General features: G+C 71.7%; 16 protein-coding genes and 1 rRNA gene. 14 read left to right on the forward strand and 3 right to left on the reverse strand.

Translation table 11 applies throughout. The features are described 5' to 3' along the window. From rrf to GGE06_RS33285, 9 genes are all read left to right on the forward strand, one after another. Positions 1–105 (forward strand): 5S ribosomal RNA (rrf, locus tag GGE06_RS33245); the annotation flags it as partial. A gap of 75 nt (positions 106–180) precedes the next feature. Beyond that, positions 181–828, forward strand: a complete 648-nt coding sequence (locus GGE06_RS33250; RefSeq protein ID WP_116165464.1) for an HAD family hydrolase — start codon at positions 181–183, stop codon at positions 826–828. A gap of 43 nt (positions 829–871) precedes the next feature. Next, a complete protein-coding gene (locus GGE06_RS33255) occupies positions 872–2074 on the forward strand; it encodes an MFS transporter (RefSeq protein WP_116160364.1) in 1203 nt (400 codons plus the stop codon). After that, on the forward strand, positions 2043–3218 hold the full coding sequence (locus GGE06_RS33260) for an acetoin utilization protein AcuC (RefSeq protein ID WP_116160365.1): 1176 nt from the start codon (positions 2043–2045) through the stop codon (positions 3216–3218). The genes GGE06_RS33255 and GGE06_RS33260 overlap by 32 nt, the downstream gene beginning before the upstream one ends. A 116-nt stretch (positions 3219–3334) precedes the next feature. Then, a complete protein-coding gene (locus tag GGE06_RS33265) occupies positions 3335–4150 on the forward strand; it encodes a phosphatase (protein ID WP_116160366.1) in 816 nt (271 codons plus the stop codon). A 127-nt stretch (positions 4151–4277) separates the two neighbouring features. Further along, on the forward strand, positions 4278–4487 hold the full coding sequence (locus GGE06_RS33270) for a helix-turn-helix domain-containing protein (RefSeq protein WP_030223786.1): 210 nt from the start codon (positions 4278–4280) through the stop codon (positions 4485–4487). A gap of 163 nt (positions 4488–4650) precedes the next feature. After that, the gene (locus GGE06_RS33275) at positions 4651–4749 is read left to right on the forward strand and encodes a 30S ribosomal protein bS22 (protein ID WP_003948845.1); all 99 of its coding nucleotides are present in this window, start codon (positions 4651–4653) and stop codon (positions 4747–4749) included. A 137-nt stretch (positions 4750–4886) separates the two neighbouring features. After that, the gene (locus GGE06_RS33280) at positions 4887–5945 is read left to right on the forward strand and encodes an NAD-dependent epimerase/dehydratase family protein (RefSeq protein WP_184932540.1); all 1059 of its coding nucleotides are present in this window, start codon (positions 4887–4889) and stop codon (positions 5943–5945) included. Between the two features lie 15 nt (positions 5946–5960). After that, a complete protein-coding gene (locus GGE06_RS33285; RefSeq protein ID WP_116160368.1) occupies positions 5961–6980 on the forward strand; it encodes a lysophospholipid acyltransferase family protein in 1020 nt (339 codons plus the stop codon). A gap of 64 nt (positions 6981–7044) precedes the next feature. Here the strand turns inward: GGE06_RS33285 and GGE06_RS33290 are convergent, their stop codons facing one another. The 3 genes from GGE06_RS33290 to GGE06_RS33300 form a co-directional block, all read right to left on the reverse strand. Then, entirely contained in the window at positions 7045–8292 is a 1248-nt protein-coding gene (locus GGE06_RS33290; protein WP_116160369.1) for a DUF5667 domain-containing protein, read from the reverse strand. Positions 8293–8590: 298 nt separating this feature from the next. Then, positions 8591–9376: an ECF subfamily RNA polymerase sigma factor, BldN family gene (locus GGE06_RS33295; protein ID WP_116160370.1), complete on the reverse strand. Its 786-nt coding sequence runs from the start codon at positions 9374–9376 to the stop codon at positions 8591–8593. 429 nt (positions 9377–9805) lie between these two features. Beyond that, on the reverse strand, positions 9806–10753 hold the full coding sequence (locus GGE06_RS33300) for an HAD family hydrolase (RefSeq protein WP_116165465.1): 948 nt from the start codon (positions 10751–10753) through the stop codon (positions 9806–9808). Between the two features lie 93 nt (positions 10754–10846). Here GGE06_RS33300 and GGE06_RS33305 point away from each other — a divergent pair, with 93 nt between their 5' ends. The 5 genes from GGE06_RS33305 (at position 10847) to GGE06_RS33325 (ending at position 16206) form a co-directional block, all read left to right on the forward strand. Continuing rightward, positions 10847–11125 carry a glutaredoxin family protein gene (locus tag GGE06_RS33305; protein WP_116160371.1) on the forward strand — a complete coding sequence of 93 codons (279 nt, stop codon included), beginning with the start codon at positions 10847–10849 and terminating at the stop codon, positions 11123–11125. Positions 11126–11397: 272 nt separating this feature from the next. Next, positions 11398–12204 carry a redox-sensing transcriptional repressor Rex gene (locus GGE06_RS33310; protein ID WP_184932541.1) on the forward strand — a complete coding sequence of 269 codons (807 nt, stop codon included), beginning with the start codon at positions 11398–11400 and terminating at the stop codon, positions 12202–12204. Continuing rightward, complete coding sequence (locus GGE06_RS33315; RefSeq protein WP_116160373.1) at positions 12201–13556, forward strand: glutamyl-tRNA reductase; 1356 nt, start codon at positions 12201–12203, stop codon at positions 13554–13556. Before GGE06_RS33310 ends, GGE06_RS33315 begins: the two co-directional genes overlap by 4 nt. Then, positions 13553–14539: a hydroxymethylbilane synthase gene (hemC, locus tag GGE06_RS33320; RefSeq protein ID WP_116160374.1), complete on the forward strand. Its 987-nt coding sequence runs from the start codon at positions 13553–13555 to the stop codon at positions 14537–14539. The genes GGE06_RS33315 and hemC overlap by 4 nt, the downstream gene beginning before the upstream one ends. Continuing rightward, a complete protein-coding gene (locus tag GGE06_RS33325) occupies positions 14536–16206 on the forward strand; it encodes a bifunctional uroporphyrinogen-III C-methyltransferase/uroporphyrinogen-III synthase (protein WP_116160375.1) in 1671 nt (556 codons plus the stop codon). The genes hemC and GGE06_RS33325 overlap by 4 nt, the downstream gene beginning before the upstream one ends. Positions 16207–16333 lie beyond the last annotated feature (127 nt).

The following is a 16333-nucleotide window of genomic DNA, read 5'->3' on the forward strand; positions in this document are numbered from 1 at the left end:
AGCGTTAGGGAAACGCCCGGTTACATTCCGAACCCGGAAGCTAAGCCTTTCAGCGCCGATGGTACTGCAGGGGGGACCCTGTGGGAGAGTAGGACGCCGCCGAACAATTTTTAGCCTCAACCCCTGGACTCTGTCCGGGGGTTGAGGCATTTTTGCGTTCTGGAGTTCTAGGGTGTGGTCATGCGATATGACTTGGTCATCTTCGACAATGACGGTGTGCTCGTGGACAGCGAGCCGATCTCCAACAAGCTGCTGGCCGGCTATCTGAGCGAGCTGGGGCATCCCACCACGTACGAGGAATCGGTACGGGATTACATGGGCTCCGCCATGCACCGCATCCACGAGCTGGTCGAGGAGCGGAGTGGGCGGAAGCTGCCCGCCGACTTCGACGACACGTTCCATTCCCGCGTCTTCGCTGCCTTCCAGGCCGAGTTGGAGGCCGTCGACGGGGCCGCCGACGTGCTCAAGGGGCTTGTCGCCGCCGGCGTTCCGTACTGTGTGGCCTCCTCCGGGAGCCATGAGCGGATCCGGGTCGGGCATCGGAAGACCGGGCTCGACGTCTGGTTCCGGGACGAGATCGTCTTCAGTGCCGACGACGTGGGTCGGGGGAAGCCGTGGCCCGATCTGTTCCTGCACGCCGCCGCGAGGATGGGGGTCGCCCCCGAGCGGTGTGTGGTGGTGGAGGACAGCGGGCCCGGGGTCCAGGCGGCCCTCGCGGCCGGGATGGACGCGTACGGGTTCACCGCGATGACGGCCGAGGAGAAGCTCGACGGGGCCAAGGGCTTCTTCCGGAGGATGGACGAGCTCCCCGCCATTTTGGGGATGTGATCCATCTACCCAGCGGTAGGTTCCGGCCGTACGCTGTGCGGCCATGACAGATGCGCGGTTGCGGCGTGGGCGGGGAGCCCTGGCGGTCAGTTTCTTCGTGCAGGGCGTCACCTTCGCCCTGCTCGTGACGCGAATACCGGCCATCCAGGACCAGTACGGGATCTCGGACGGCCTGCTGCCGGCCTTCCTCGCCGCGGTGCCGATCCTGGCCGGGGTGGCGAGCGTGGCGACCGAGAAGGTCGTCGCCCGGGTGGGGCCCGCGGTCGTGCTGCGGTGGGTGCAGCCCTTCGTTCTCCTGGCGCTCCTTGCCGTCGGCCTCGGGTCCCAGCTCTGGCACGCGGCGGTCGCCCTCGGGCTCTTCGGGCTCGCGGTCGGCGCGCTCGACGCCTCCATGAACATGCTGGGGGTCAGCCTCCAGCGGGCGTACGGCCGGAGCATCATGCTCGGCTTCCACGCCGCGTACAGCCTCGGTGGGATCGCGGGGGCCTCGCTGGCCTGGGTGGGGGCGCACTGGCACCTGTCGCTGTTCGTGTCCTACCTGCCGGTGGTGGCCGTGCTGCTGCCCGTCGCGTTCGTCGGCAGCCGGTGGTACGTGGCCGGTTCCGCGGAGGCCGGCGCGGTCGAGGCGGGGGAGGGCAAGGGGAGCGGTGTCGTCTTCAAGGTGCTGCTGCCGCTCTGCCTCGTGATGACCTTCGCGTACATCGGGGACTCGACGGTCTCCAACTGGAGCGCCAAGTACCTCCAGGACGTGCTCGGCAGTTCGGAGGAGCTGGCGACCGTCCCGTACAACGCGTACATGGTGACGACGCTGCTCGGGCGGGCCGTCGGGGACTTCGGGGTGCGGCGCTTCGGGGCCGTCGTGGTCGTCCGGGCCGGCGCGGTGCTCGCGGCGCTCGGGTTCGCGGCGGTCGCGGCGGCTCAGGGCGCCTGGGCGGGGATCGCCGGGTTCACGGTGCTCGGGCTCGGGCTGAGCGTGATCGTGCCGCAGACCTTCGCCGCGGCGGGGCGGTTGTTCCCGGGGGCCAGCGACGCGGCGGTCGCCCGGCTCAACGTCTTCAACTACGTGGGCTTTCTCGTCGGGTCTCCCCTGGTGGGGGCGCTCGGGGACGCGTGGAGCTATCGGGGGGCCATGCTGGTGCCGATGGTGCTGGTCCTGGTGACGGTGGTGTACGCCACGTCGTTCGGTTCGCGCGAGGCCCGATACCGTGGCGGGCATGAGCGGCCGCGCACTGTTGATGTGGGATGAAGCTGTCACGCAGTACGACTTCGGGTCCGAGCATCCGATGGATCCGGTACGGCTCGCGCTGACGATGTCGCTGGTGCGGGCCTACGGGCTCGACCGGGCGGTGGACGTGGTCGCGGCGAAGCCGGCGGGGGACTCGACGCTGCGGCTCGTGCACCGCGAGGACTACGTGGCGGCGGTGCGGGCGGCCTCGGCGGACCCGCGCCACGCCGACCAGGCGTACGGGCTCGGCACGGTCGACGATCCGGCGTTCGCCGGGATGCACGAGGTGTCCGCGCTGATCGCCGGGCAGTCGGTGGGCGCCGCGGAGGCCGTGTGGCGCGGGGAGGCCCGGCACGCGGTGAACTTCGCGGGCGGGCTGCACCACGCGATGCCGGGCTCGGCCTCCGGGTTCTGCATCTACAACGACGCCTCGCTCGCCATCGCCCGGCTGCTCGAGCTCGGTGCCGAGCGGGTCGCGTACGTGGACGTGGACGTGCACCACGGGGACGGGGTGCAGGCGGCGTTCTGGGAGGACCCGCGGGTGCTGACGGTGTCGCTGCACGAGCATCCGCGGACGCTGTTCCCGCAGACGGGCTGGCCCGAGGAGACGGGCGCTGCGGGGGCCGGTGAGGGCGGGGCCGTGAACGTGGCGCTGCCGGCCGGGACGGGCGACGCGGGATGGCTGCGGGCCTTCCACGCGGTCGTACCGGAGCTGCTCGCGGACTTCCGGCCGCAGGTGCTCGTGACGCAGCACGGCGCGGACACGCACTTCGAGGATCCGCTGGCGCACCTGGCGGTGTCGCTGGACGCGCAGCGGGCGGTGCAGGAGGCCTGTCACGAGCTGGCGCACGCGCACGCGGAGGGGCGCTGGCTGGCCCTGGGCGGTGGCGGGTACGCGGTGGTGGACGTCGTACCGCGGTCGTGGACGCATCTGGTGGGGATCGCGGCGCACGCCCCGGTGGATCCGGAGTCGGTGATCCCGGCGTCCTGGCGGGACGAGGTGTACGCGCGGACCCGGCAGCTCGGGCCGGCGCGGATGACGGACGGGCGGTGGCCGGTGGGCTTCCGGGACTGGGCCGAGGGGTACGACCCGGCGGACCGGCTCGACCAGGCGGTGCTCGCGACGCGGAGGGCGGCGTTCCCGCTGCGGGGGCTGCTCGCCTAGCGATCTGAGGCGTTCTTCCCGGGGCATCTAGAACGTTCTCCTGGGGGTTACGCCGACTGTGGGGTGTCCGGGAGGTTTGGACGTCCGGGCGGCGGTGTTCCGGCAGCATCGGACGGGTGTGGAGTACCGGGGCGCTGCGGGCGCATCTGTTGGCGTCGGGGTTGGCCGGGACGGTGGCGACTTCGCGGGAGGAGAACCTGCGGAGCTATCGGCTCTTCGCCGCGCGTGATCCGCGGGTGCTGCTCGGGCTCGACCCTGCGTGGGGGTGGGACGAGGCCGGGCTGCTGAGGCTGATGGCCGACAAGTGCGGGGTGTCGGGTGATCCGGCGCACCGGTCGGGGCCGGACGTGATCGATCCGGAGCGTACGGTGCGGGGGCTCGACGCCTTCGCGGCGCGCCTGGGCGCGGCGGCGGCGCGGCGGGTGCCGGTGCTGCTCGGGACGGGGCATCCGCACCGTCTGCTCGGTTTCTACGCCGCTCTCGCAGACGCCTTGTCGGCGGCGGGATGTCTTGTCCTCACACCGGCGCAGGGGAGATGTGTCGACATAACGACCCGGTTCGGCGTACGTACGTACCTCCTCGACTACGTACGCGGGGTCGCGTTGGTACGGGAACCGGGGCCGTCCGCCGGCGGGCGCGTGCCAGGGGCGCACTCCCACTCGCCGCTGCCGGTTAGGGCCGCTCTGGAGAGTGCGGCCGACGGTGGCGGGCCGCTGCCGGAGCTGGTGGTGGGGGACCACGGATGGGTCTGCGGGGCAGGTCAGCTGGGTATCGAGGCCATCGGTCTTGCCGATACGGATGATCCGGCGCTGTTCGTCGGGGAGGCGGAGGGGCAGGTGTCGGTGGCCGTTCCGCTTGATGACGGGGTGTGCTCCGCCTCGTACCTCCCGCTCACGCGCTATGTACTCAATCGAGCGTGTCTGTCACGGTAAACGGCCGATGGCAGCTCCTCTTCCCCACTCGTACCACCCGCCCCTAGTCTGGAGAGTGAGCGCTCGGCGACGAAGAGTCACCGGAGGGGAAGCCGGTGGGCGTCGCGGCGGAAGGTACAGGTGGGTCATGGCTGCTGGCGATCGACCTCTCAACGAGGTCAAGTTTCTGACCGTGGCGGAAGTCGCCTCGGTGATGCGCGTGTCGAAGATGACCGTGTACCGCTTGGTGCACAGCGGTCATCTGCCGGCGATCCGGGTGGGGAGGTCCTTCCGGGTGCCGGAACAGGCCGTTCACGAGTACCTGAGGGAGTCCTTCGTGGGGGTGGGGACCGCGTAGCGGGCGCGCTGCCGAACAGTCGGTGAGCGGAGTCCGGCCCTCGGATTACTTGCGCGGTGCTCGGGGCGGTAGGCTAGGCCGACGTAGGTCGTGTGGGCCCAGACGCCCCGCACCGATCCCCGCCGGGAGGCGGGGATGTTCCGAGAAGTGAGCGAGGGTAGTCGTGGGCTCTGTTATCAAGAAGCGGCGCAAGCGGATGGCGAAGAAGAAGCACCGCAAGCTGCTCAAGCGCACGCGCGTTCAGCGTCGCAACAAGAAGTAAGGCGACAGCTGCTTCGCAGCGTTTTGCGTCAGGCGTGGCCCTTCACCGTTCTTCGGTGGAGGGCCACGCTTTTATCCCCCGGAAATCTCCAGACGCTACGGTGGCGTCCAACGGAAGACGGACGGAAGGCGCTGATCTTGGGCAAGGTCGTGCTCGTCACCGGTGCCGCGCGGCATCTGGGCGGCCGCTTCGTGCGGCGGATCCAGCGGGACCCGGAAGTGGAGCGGGTGATCGCCGTGGACGCGGTGGACCCCGCGCACCAGCTCGGCGCCGCCGAGTTCGTACGGGCGGACATCCGCCGGCCCGAGATCGCCAAGGTGCTCGCGGAGCACGACGTCGACACGGTGGTCCATCTGGACGTCACCGGTACGGCGCTGGGCGGCGGCGGCCGGACGTCGGTCAAGGAGACCAACGTCATCGGCACGATGCAGCTCCTCGGCGCCTGCCAGAAGTCGCCGCGGATCGGGCGCCTGGTCATCAAGTCCAGTACGAGCGTCTACGGCTCCGCGCCCCGGGACCCGGCCGTCTTCACCGAGACGACGCCCGCGAAGTCCCTGCCGAGCGGCGGCTTCGCGAAGGACGCCGTCGAGGTCGAGGGGTACGTCCGGGGCTTCGCCCGGCGCAGGCCGGACGTGGCCGTGTGCGTGCTGCGGTTCGCGAACATCCTCGGGCCCCGGGTCGACTCCCCGCTCGCCGAGTACCTCGCGCTGCCGGTGCTGCCGACCGTCCTCGGCTACGACCCGCGGCTGCAGTTCGTCCACGAGGACGACGTCGTCGACGTCCTGCGCCTGGCGGCGCACGAGCCCCGCAGGGCGACCCAGAACAGCGGCACGTTCAACGTGGCCGGGGACGGGGTGCTGCTCCTGTCCCAGTGCGCGCGGCGGCTCGGGCGGCCTACGGTGCCGGTGCTGCTGCCCGCGGTCACCTGGGTGGGCACCGCGCTGCGCACGGTCGGGATCACCGACTTCGCGCCCGAGCAGATCCGGCTGCTCACCCACGGCCGGGTCGTCTCGACGGTCCACACGCGCGAGGTCCTCGGCTTCTCGCCGCGCTACTCGACGGCGGAGGCGCTCGCCGACTTCGCGCGCGGCCGGGGGCCGGGGCTGCTGCCGCCCGAGCTGCTCGCCGGGGCGGTGGACCGGCTCGCCGGGCGCCTCGCCACCCCTGACGCTTCCACCCTTCACCACGGCGCCTGAGGAGACCCGACTGCGATGGCGGACGCCAAGGTCATTCCGTTCGACGACGACCGCTCACGGGCCCGTCGGCGGCCCGCCAGGGCCGAGGGCGAGGCGGCGGCCGTGCGGGCCCTGCCGGGGCCTCAGCAGGCCCCCGGGGAGCCCGCTCCGGCTGCGGAGCCCGAGCCGGCGCCGGAGCCCGTCGCGGGTGGGGGGAGCGGCTGGGAGCGGCGGCTCGCGGGCGGGCTGGCGTTCCTGCGGCGGCGCGTCACCGGCGAGTACGAGGTCGACGAGTTCGGCTACGACGAGGAGCTCACCGACCAGGTCCTGATGTCGCTGCTCCGCCCGCTGTACGAGAAGTACTTCCGGGTGGAGGTGAAGGGCGTCGAGAACATCCCGGCCGAGGGCGGGGCGCTGATCGTCGCCAACCACTCCGGGACGCTGCCGCTGGACGGGCTGATGATGCAGGTCGCCGTCCACGACCACCATCCGGCCGGGCGGCACCTGCGGCTGCTCGCGGCGGACCTGGTCTTCGTCCTGCCCGTCGTCAACGAGCTGGCCCGCAAGGCGGGGCACACGCTGGCCTGTGCGGAGGACGCGGAGCGGCTGCTGCGGGCCGGCGAGATCGTCGGCGTCATGCCGGAGGGCTTCAAGGGGATCGGGAAGCCGTTCGGGGAGCGGTACAAGCTCCAGCGGTTCGGGCGGGGCGGCTTCGTGTCGACGGCGCTGCGGGCCGGGGTGCCGATCGTGCCCTGCTCGATCGTGGGCGCGGAGGAGATATACCCGATGCTCGGGAACGCCAAGACGCTGGCGCGGGTCCTCGGTTTCCCGTACTTCCCGCTCACCCCGACCTTCCCCTGGCTGGGGCCGCTCGGGGCGCTGCCGCTGCCGACGAAGTGGACGATCCAGTTCGGCGAGCCGATCCCGACGGACTCGTACGCGCCGGAGGCGGCGGAGGATCCGATGCTGATGTTCAACCTGACGGATCAGGTGCGGGAACAGATCCAGCACACGCTGTACAAGTTGTTGGTGCAGCGGCGGTCGGTGTTCTTCTGAGCCGTGGGGCCTGGTGGCATGAAGAAGGGGCGCCCCCCGTCCGTGGGGGCGCCCCTTCTCCTTGTCAGCGAGCGTCCTCGCTGTCGATGCCGAGGCCCGGAAGGAGGCCCGGCAGGAGTGGCGGCAGGGTCACGTCCGGCACGTCCGGGGTCGGCTGGCCCTGGGCGGGTGTCGTCGGTGTGCCCGTCGGGGACGGGTTGAGCAGTCCGCCGGTGTTGCCGCCGAGGAGGCCGTCGTCCTCGTGCGAGCCGGTGCTGCTGCCCGCGCTCGGGGTGGTTCCGGTGCTGGACCCGGACGGGCGGGGCGCGGCGGAGTGGCTGCCCGAGGGGGACGTCTCCTGGCCGGCCGGCGGACGCTGGGTGTCCGCGCCGGGGGTGTCCTTCGGGGTGCCGGGCCTGCTGCGCGGTCCCTCGGAGTCGATGGCGCCCTTGCCGGGGGTGCGGGGGAGCACCGACTGGAGCGGCTCGACGTCTTCGTCTATGGCGTCGAAGACGTCCGTCACCTCGCTGCCGACGTCCGCCAACTGGACGGGGAGCCGGTCGCGGAGGCCGTTCCAGGTGTTCCGGTGGGCCTGCGCGAAGGAGTTGAGCCGGGCCATCGGGCCGATCTCGCCGTCCCGCTCGTACGCCTCGCGGAGCAGCCTGTGGCCCTCGGAGGCGTCGTGCTTCATTCCGCCCAGGACCCGTCGGATCTCGGCGAGGGACTCGTGGTCGAGCTCCCCGGCGCGGCCGCGCTCCATGAGGCGGCGGGCCTCGCTGAGGCGGGTGGAGGCCTGGTCGAGGTAGATGCCGCCGCGGTCCGCGTCGTCGTCCGCCATGCCCAGCTTGATGTCCTCCATGCCCCGCTTGAGCCCGTAGAGCGAGTCACCGGGGAGGGCGTCGGAACTGGCAGCGGCCACTCCGCCGAAGGCGCCCGCCGCCACACCGACCGTGAGGCCGCCGGCGGCGAGGCCCTTGGTCCAGCGGGACCGGGGGCGCAGCTTCCGGAGCGGGGACGCCCGGTGGGTCCCCTTGCCGGTGGATGTCCGCTGCTCCGGCACCGTAGGGCCCCCGGCCGCGCTGCCCTCCATGAGCATCGCTTCCATGGCGGCGACGAGCTGGGCTCGCTGCACCACCTTGACCTCGGGGTCGAGCTGTGGCTTCGGCAGCTCGCCGAGGCCGTTCGCCAAGGCCAACAGCCGCCCCTGTTCGGCGGGTTCGGCCGGCTCCGCCGGGGCCTCGGGCTGTTCGGCCGCCGCGTCCTCGGACGCCCGGTCCTCCAGGGCCTGGGCGAAGGCGTTCGCCCGCCGGTGCGCCGATACGTTCGCGATCACTGGCGGCACCTCCTCTCGTCATGACGGTCGACTCCCCGGGGTGTCCGGAAGGTTGCACACCTTGAGCACATCCACACGAAAGAGTGAGTGGCTGCGGACATGGCGTGACCACAGGGAGCCTGCATCCCGCACAACGAGCGGCGCGGCACTTGGGTTACGCGCGAAAGATGATCGGACCAGTGCGTCATCGGGGCGTCACCGACTGTGAGTTGGACGGGGGTCGTGGGGATGTGGGGGGAAGGGTGGGCATGGGAGCGCGGGCCGGGGCAGGGGGGTGCGTGTGGGGGGCGCGGAGCGGTCAGCGGGCGTCGTCCGGGAGGAGGCGGGCCAGGGTGCGGACGGCCCGGTACTGGAGGGTCTTGATCGCGCCCTCGTTCTTGCCCATGACCCGGGCGGTCTCGGCGACGGAGAGGCCCTGGAGGAAGCGCAGGGTCACGCACTCCTGCTGCTGGGGGTTGAGGCGGCGGACCGCGTCGAGCAGGGCGGCGTTCGACAGGGACTCCAGGACGGAGTCCTCCGGGCTGCGCTCGACCTCGTTGGCGTCGAGCATCTCGCCGGTGGTGACTTCCAGGCGGAAGCGGCTGGACTTGAAGTGGTCGGCGACCAGGTTCCGGGCGATGGTGACGAGCCAGGCGCCGAAGTCGCGGCCCTGCCAGGTGAAGGTGGAGATCCGGCGCAGGGCGCGCAGGAAGGTCTCGCTGGTGAGGTCCTCCGCCGTCGCCTTGCCGCCGACGCGGTAGTAGATGTAGCGGTAGACCGTGTCGCTGTACTGGTCGTACAGGCGGCCGAAGGCCTCGGCCTCGCCGGCCTGGGCGCGCTCGACCAGGTCCATCATGCGGGCGCTGTCGCTGTCCGCGGTGGGGCGGCGGGCGGTGGTCGAGGCTCCTGAGCGGGCGCCGCGTCTGCTCACGGCGGCGCCGCCGTCGGCCAGGGCGTAGCAAGGGCCGACGGGTGCCGGTGCGGCGAAGGCGAAGGCGGGGACAGGGCCGGCGTACGCGGTGGGGACGAAGCCGCGCAAGTGGTCGAGGACCGTTGCGCGCAGCGTAGCCAGGCCCGAGGTGTCAACCCCGACGTGTGGGTACACGGGACTCCCAGAGGCAGAGCTTCCATCACGTGCAGTGCGGGACCGTTCACCCGTCGTGGCGACGTGAGGGGTCCTTTGTGCGTCTGAGGAGAATAACGCTTCGTACAGGCAGCGCTACACCGAGTTGCCTAAATCACCGGTTACGTCGTATCTGTTACTGCTTGTAGTCGCATCAAGGTGCGGTTCGTGACCGGTTGTTGATCGCTTTGCTTCCGACTGTGACTACGCGGGCGATGCGTTGTGCTCAAGTGCGGGGCGCGTGAGTGAACGGGGCCGCTGCGGGGTAAGGGGGCGGGAATGCCCGGGAGTCGACCTGTGCGGTGCTGTTCGACCACGGACGGGTGAGCGGGGCTGGTCCGGTGTTGTCGCAGATGATCGCAGCCGAAACGTATCGGCAGGACCCTCCCGTGAACCGGTGCCGGACCCGCGTCAGTGGCGGCGGCGGTGCAGGGCGACCGCGGCGGCCGTGCCGCCCGCCAGCGCGCCCAGGCCCGCGGCGGCGGGGATGCCGACCTTCGCGGCCTTCCGGCCGGTCCGGTAGTCGCGCAGCCGCCAGTCCCGGTCCTTCGCGTGCTTGCGCAGCTTGGTGTCCGGGTTGATCGCGTACGGATGCCCCACCAGCGACAGCATCGGGATGTCGTTGTGCGAGTCGCTGTACGCGGCGCAGCGGTTCAGATCGAGGCCCTCGGCGGCGGCCAGCGCCCGTACCGCCTCGGCCTTGGCCGGGCCGTGCAGCAGCTCGCCGACCAGCCGGCCCGTGTAGACCCCGTCCACCGACTCCGCGACCGTGCCGAGCGCGCCGGTGAGGCCGAGGCGGCGGGCGATGATCGTGGCCGTCTCGACCGGGGCGGCCGTGACCAGCCAGACCTTCTGGCCCGCGTCCAGGTGCGCCTGGGCGAGGCCGCGGGTCCCGGGCCAGATGCGGTCGGCCATGTACTCGTCGTAGATCTCCTCGCCGATCGACATCAGTTCGGAGACGCGGTGGCCCTTGACGATGGAGAGCGCGCTGTCGCGGGCCTCCTGCATGTGCGCCGGGTCCTCGACGCCGGCCAGCCGGAACCAGACCTGCGCCCAGGCGAAGCGCGCGAGTTCACGGCGCTGGAAGAACTTCCGCTTGTACAGGCCGCGGCCGAAGTGGAAGATCGCGGCGCCCTGCATCACGGTGTTGTCGAGGTCGAAGAAGGCGGCTGCGCGCACGTCGCCGACGACCGGGAACTCGGGCTCCGCGGCCTCGGGTTCGGCGGTGGTGGACTCCTCGCGCTCCTGTTCCAGCTGGAGCGAGGACTTGCGCGCCGCCTCGGCGGCGGCCTCGCCTGCCAGGACGCTGCGCGCGGTGGCGGAGCGCCTACGGGGGGTGAGCCATCCCAGTGCGGCCATGTCGTTGAGCATAGCCAGTCTGTTCGGTACTTCCCGACTTGTGAGGATGCCGTCGTGTGAACAGTGGGGACTCCACTGTTACCCGGCGCCAGAATGGACGCCATGTTCGGACGTACGAAGAAGAAGGCCGCCGCCTCGCGGACCGTCACGCTGATCGGCAAGCCGGGGTGCCATCTCTGCGACGACGCCCGCGCGGTGATCGAGGCCGTGTGCGCGGAGACCGGAGCATCCTGGGAGGAGAAGGACATCACCCGGGACGAGGAGCTCCACCGGGCGTACTGGGAGCAGATTCCCGTCGTCCTGATCGACGGTGAACAGCACACCTTCTGGCGCGTGGACGCCGGCCGGCTCCGGCGCGAACTGGGTGCCTGACCGAAAGACGGTTACCATCATGGACGTTTTGTTGGGTTTCGGGGGCGGCATCGTGAGGAGAGTGTGCGGCTTTGCCTCCTTCGGGATCTCAACGCGCTGACGCACTCCGCGGTTCCGCGACGATAGGAACCGGCCGCGTGACCCCGGTCACTTTGGGCGGACAAAACGGACACCATCTTTGTGCACGCGTTCACAAAGACATAGCCTGCATTCGACGGGGCGGTCTTGTGACGTACGGCCGCCTGCAGCCCCGCTCATCCCGCAGGAGCACCGTGGCAACTGGCCGAACTCACCGACCGGCGACCCGTAGCCGAGGAATTCCCGAGGCCACCGTCGCCCGGCTTCCGCTCTATCTCCGCGCACTCACCGCGCTCTCGGAGCGCTCCGTACCCACGGTCTCCTCCGAGGAGCTCGCGGCCGCGGCGGGGGTCAACTCCGCGAAGCTGCGCAAGGACTTCAGCTACCTCGGCTCGTACGGCACCCGCGGTGTCGGCTACGACGTCGAGTACCTCGTCTACCAGATCTCCCGTGAGCTGGGGCTCACCCAGGACTGGCCCGTCGTCATCGTCGGCATCGGCAACCTCGGTGCCGCCCTCGCCGGCTACGGAGGCTTCGCCTCCCGCGGCTTCCGCGTCGCCGCGCTCATCGACGCCGACCCCGCCATGACCGGCAAGCCGGTCGCCGGGATCCCCGTCCAGCACAGCGACGACCTCGAGAAGATCATCAGCGAGGACGGCGTCTCCATCGGCGTCATCGCGACCCCGGCCGGCGTCGCCCAGCAGGTCTGCGACCGGCTCGTGGCCGCCGGAGTCACCTCCATCCTGAACTTCGCCCCGACCGTGCTCTCCGTGCCCGACGGCGTCGACGTGCGCAAGGTCGACCTCTCCATCGAGCTGCAGATCCTCGCCTTCCACGAGCAGCGCAAGGCCGGCGAGGAGAGCAGCGCCGAGGAGGGCCCCGAGGCGCTCGCCGAGCCGGAGCCTGCCGCCGCCGTCGTGGCGCCGGCCCCCCGTGGCACCACGGGCACCACCGGTCGCAAGGGACCCGACGGGGACGTCCCCGCGGTGATGCCGGCATGAGCCTCCTCGTCGTCGGACTGAGCCACCGCAGCGCCCCCGTCTCCATCCTGGAGCGGGCCTCGCTGTCGGCGGACACCCAGGCCAAGCTGCTCCAGGACACCCTCGCCGCCGAACCGGCCGCCGAAGCCACCGTCCTGGCCACCTGCAACCGCATCGAGCTCTACGCCGACGTGGACAAGTTCCACGCCGGTGTCGCCGAGCTGTCCACGCTGCTCGCGCAGCACAGCGGCGTCGGCCTGGACGAGCTCACTCCTTATCTCTACGTGCACTACGAGGACCGGGCCGTCCACCACCTCTTCTCGGTGGCCTGCGGGCTCGACTCCATGGTCGTCGGCGAGGGCCAGATCCTCGGCCAGATCAAGGACACCCTCGCCCTCGGCCAGGACCTCCACACCGCGGGACGGCTCCTCAACGACCTGTTCCAGCAGGCCCTGAGGGTCGGCAAGCGCGCCCACAGCGAGACCGGGATCGACCGGGCCGGGCAGTCGCTCGTCACCTTCGGCCTGGAGCAGCTCGCGCAGGACGCCGACGTCGAGACCTGGGCCAAGGGCAAGAAGGCCCTCGTCATCGGCGCCGGCTCGATGTCCTCGCTCGCCGCCGCCACCCTGGCGCGCTCCGGCGTCTCCGAGATCGTCATCGCCAACCGCACCCTGGCCCGCGCCGAGCGGCTCGCGCAGATCCTGAACGAGCCCGGGGGAACGGGCGTGGCCGCACGCGCGGTCGAGATGGTTGCCGTCGGCGACGAACTGACACGTGCCGACGTCGTCGTCTCCTGCACCGGCGCCACCGGACTCGTCCTCACCGGCGAGGCCGTCGAGGACGCCGCGCGCGGACGCCGCGACCCGCTCTTCCTCCTTGACCTCGCCATGCCCCGCGACATCGACGCCGCCGCCCACCGCATCCCCGGTGCCCGGCTCGTCGACATCGAGTCGCTCGCCGAGGCCTCCGCCGACGCCCCCATGGCCTCCGACGTCGACCAGGTCCGCGGCATCGTCTCCGACGAGGTCGCCGCCTTCGGCGCGGCCCAGCGCGCCGCCCACATCACCCCGACCGTGGTCGCCCTGCGCACCATGGCCGCCGAAGTGGTCGCCGGCGAGGTCGCCCGCCTCGAAGGCCGCCTCCCCGGCCTCGACGACAAGCAGCGCGCCGAGATCACGCAGACCGTGCGCCGCGTCGTCGACAAGCTCCTGCACGCGCCGACCGTGCGGGTCAAGCAGCTGGCCAGCGAGCCCGGCGGCGCCGGGTACGCGGACGCGCTGCGGACACTCTTCGACCTCGACCCGGAGACGGTGGCTTCTGTCAGCCGGGCCGACCTGAATGACGCCGACGTCAAGAACCGAGGGCGAGTATGACCGAGAGGGCACTGAGGCTCGGGACCAGGCGCAGCAAGCTCGCCATGGCCCAGTCCGGGCACGTGGCCGACGCCGTCCGGCAGCTGACCGGCCGGCCCGTCGAGCTCGTGGAGATCACGACGTACGGGGACACCTCCCGGGAGCACCTGGCGCAGATCGGCGGCACCGGCGTCTTCGTCGCCGCGCTGCGCGACGCGCTGCTCGCCGGCGAGGTGGACTTCGCCGTGCACTCCCTGAAGGACCTGCCGACCGCCCAGCACCCCGACCTGGTGCTGGCCGCGATCCCGCTGCGCGAGGACCCGCGCGACGTACTGATCGCGGGCGAGGGCGTCACGCTGGACACGCTGCCCAAGGGCGCGCGCGTCGGCACCGGCTCCCCGCGGCGCATGGCGCAGCTCCACGCGTACGCACGCAACCACGGCCTGGACGTCACCTGCGTCCCGATCCGCGGCAACGTGGACACCCGCGTCGGCTACGTCCGCAAGGGCGAGCTCGACGCGGTCGTCCTGGCCGCAGCCGGACTCAACCGCATCGGCGGGACCGACGAGCTCCTCGGCGGCCTGACCGCCGAGCCGCTGGCCGTCGACACCGTCCTGCCCGCTCCCGGCCAGGGGGCCCTGGCCGTCGAATGCCTGGCGTCGAACACCGAACTCGTCGCCGCGCTCGCGCCGCTCGACGACCCGCACACGCGGGCCGCCGTGACCGCCGAGCGATCCCTGCTCGCCGCCCTGGAGGCCGGCTGCTCCGCACCCGTGGGTGCGCTGGCCGACCTGCTGGCCGACGACCCCGGTCACGGGCAGGTTGTCACCGAAATGCGCCTGCGCGGCGTCGTCGGCACCACCGACGGCTCGACGCTGGTGCAGCTGTCCACCACCGGACCCGTACCCACCTCGCACGACGAGGCCCTGGCGCTCGGACGCGAACTCGCGGACGAGATGCTCGCCAAGGGTGCGGCCGGTCTTATGGGGGAGCGAGCACTTTGAGCCCCACCAGCCCGACCACCAGCCCCCTGTCCCCGGCCTTCGCGGGCCATGGGCACGTCACGTTCCTCGGCGCAGGCCCGGGCGACCCCGGACTCCTGACCCTCAGGGCCGTCGAGGCCCTCGCGGGGGCGGACGTCCTGATCGCCGAGCCGGAGGTGCTCGAGGTCGTTCGCGGCCATGCGCGCGCGGGGGTGAGCACGCCTGAGCTGACGGTTGTTGACGAGGCGTCAACAGCCGCCGGTGTCCCCGTGTTGAGGGATGCGGCCAATCTTGTCATGGAGGCCGCGCGGGGCGGCAGGCGGGTCGTCCGTGCGGTGACCGGCGACCCCGGCCTCGACGGGAACGCCGGAGCCGAGATGCTCGCCTGCGCCGCCGAGGGCATCCCCTTCGAGGTCGTCCCCGGCGTCGCGACCGCCGTCGGCGTGCCCGCGTACGCCGGTGTCCCGCTGCGCGACGCGCAGGGCACCGACGTCCGCTTCGTCGACGCGCGGACCGCCGACGAGCGGTGCTGGGCCGAGGTCGGTGCCTCGGACGGGACCGTCGTCGTCTCCACGTCCCTCGACTCGGTCGCCGCGGCGGCCGGTGAGCTGGTGGCGGCTGGCCGTAAGCCGGACACCCCGCTCACCGTCACGATCGCGGGTACGACGACGCGCCAGCGCACCTGGAACGCGACCCTCGGGACGATCGCCCAGGTCTTCAAGCAGGGCAAGGTCCTCCCCTCGCCCGAGGGCCACCGGCCCGTCATAGCCGTGGTCGGCGAGCGCAGCGCCCCGGCGCAGCGGGACCAGCTGTCGTGGTTCGAGTCGAAGCCGCTCTTCGGCTGGCGGGTCCTCGTGCCGCGCACCAAGGAGCAGGCCGCGTCGCTCTCCGACCAGCTGCGCTCGTACGGCGCCGTGCCGCACGAGGTGCCGACGATCGCCGTCGAGCCGCCGCGCACGCCCCAGCAGATGGAGCGCGCGGTCAAGGGGCTCGTCACCGGCCGCTACGAGTGGATCGCCTTCACCTCCGTCAACGCGGTCAAGGCGGTGCGGGAGAAGTTCGAGGAGTACGGGCTCGACGCCCGCGCCTTCGCCGGGATCAAGGTCGCGGCGGTGGGCGAGCAGACCGCCGCCGCCCTGGTCGACTTCGGTGTGAAGCCGGACCTCGTGCCGTCGGGCGAGCAGTCCGCGGCGGGCCTCCTCGAGGACTGGCCGCCCTACGACCCGGTCTTCGACCCGATCGACCGCGTCTTCCTGCCGCGCGCCGACATCGCGACCGAGACGCTGGTCGCCGGCCTCATCGAGCTCGGGTGGGAGGTCGACGACGTCACCGCCTACCGGACGGTGCGCGCGTCGCCGCCGCCGGCGGACACGCGGGAGGCGATCAAGGGCGGCGGTTTCGACGCCGTGCTCTTCACCTCCTCGTCGACCGTGCGGAACCTGGTCGGCATCGCGGGCAAGCCGCACAACGTGACGGTCATCGCCTGCATCGGGCCCGCCACGGCCAAGACGGCCGAGGAGCACGGGCTGCGCGTCGACGTGCTCTCGCCCGAGCCGTCGGTCCACAAGCTCGCGGAGGCGCTGGCCGACTTCGGGCTCCGTCGCCGGGAGTCGGCGCTGGAGGCGGGGGATCCGGTGACGCGGCCTTCGGAGCGGCGACCGGGTGCCAGGCGGCGTCGGACGACGTAGGCGGCGTAGCGGTTCTTTCGGGGCGCGGGTCCGGTTCACGGGCCCGCGCCCCGCTGCTGTGCGGGCGGGGCGTATGCCCACAAGGTGTTGGTAAAGGCACGGTGGGGGCAGGCGTAGCCTCGGGGCT

This window comes from Streptomyces nymphaeiformis, assembly GCF_014203895.1.
In the GTDB taxonomy this organism is placed as follows: Bacteria; Actinomycetota; Actinomycetes; order Streptomycetales; family Streptomycetaceae; genus Streptomyces; species Streptomyces nymphaeiformis.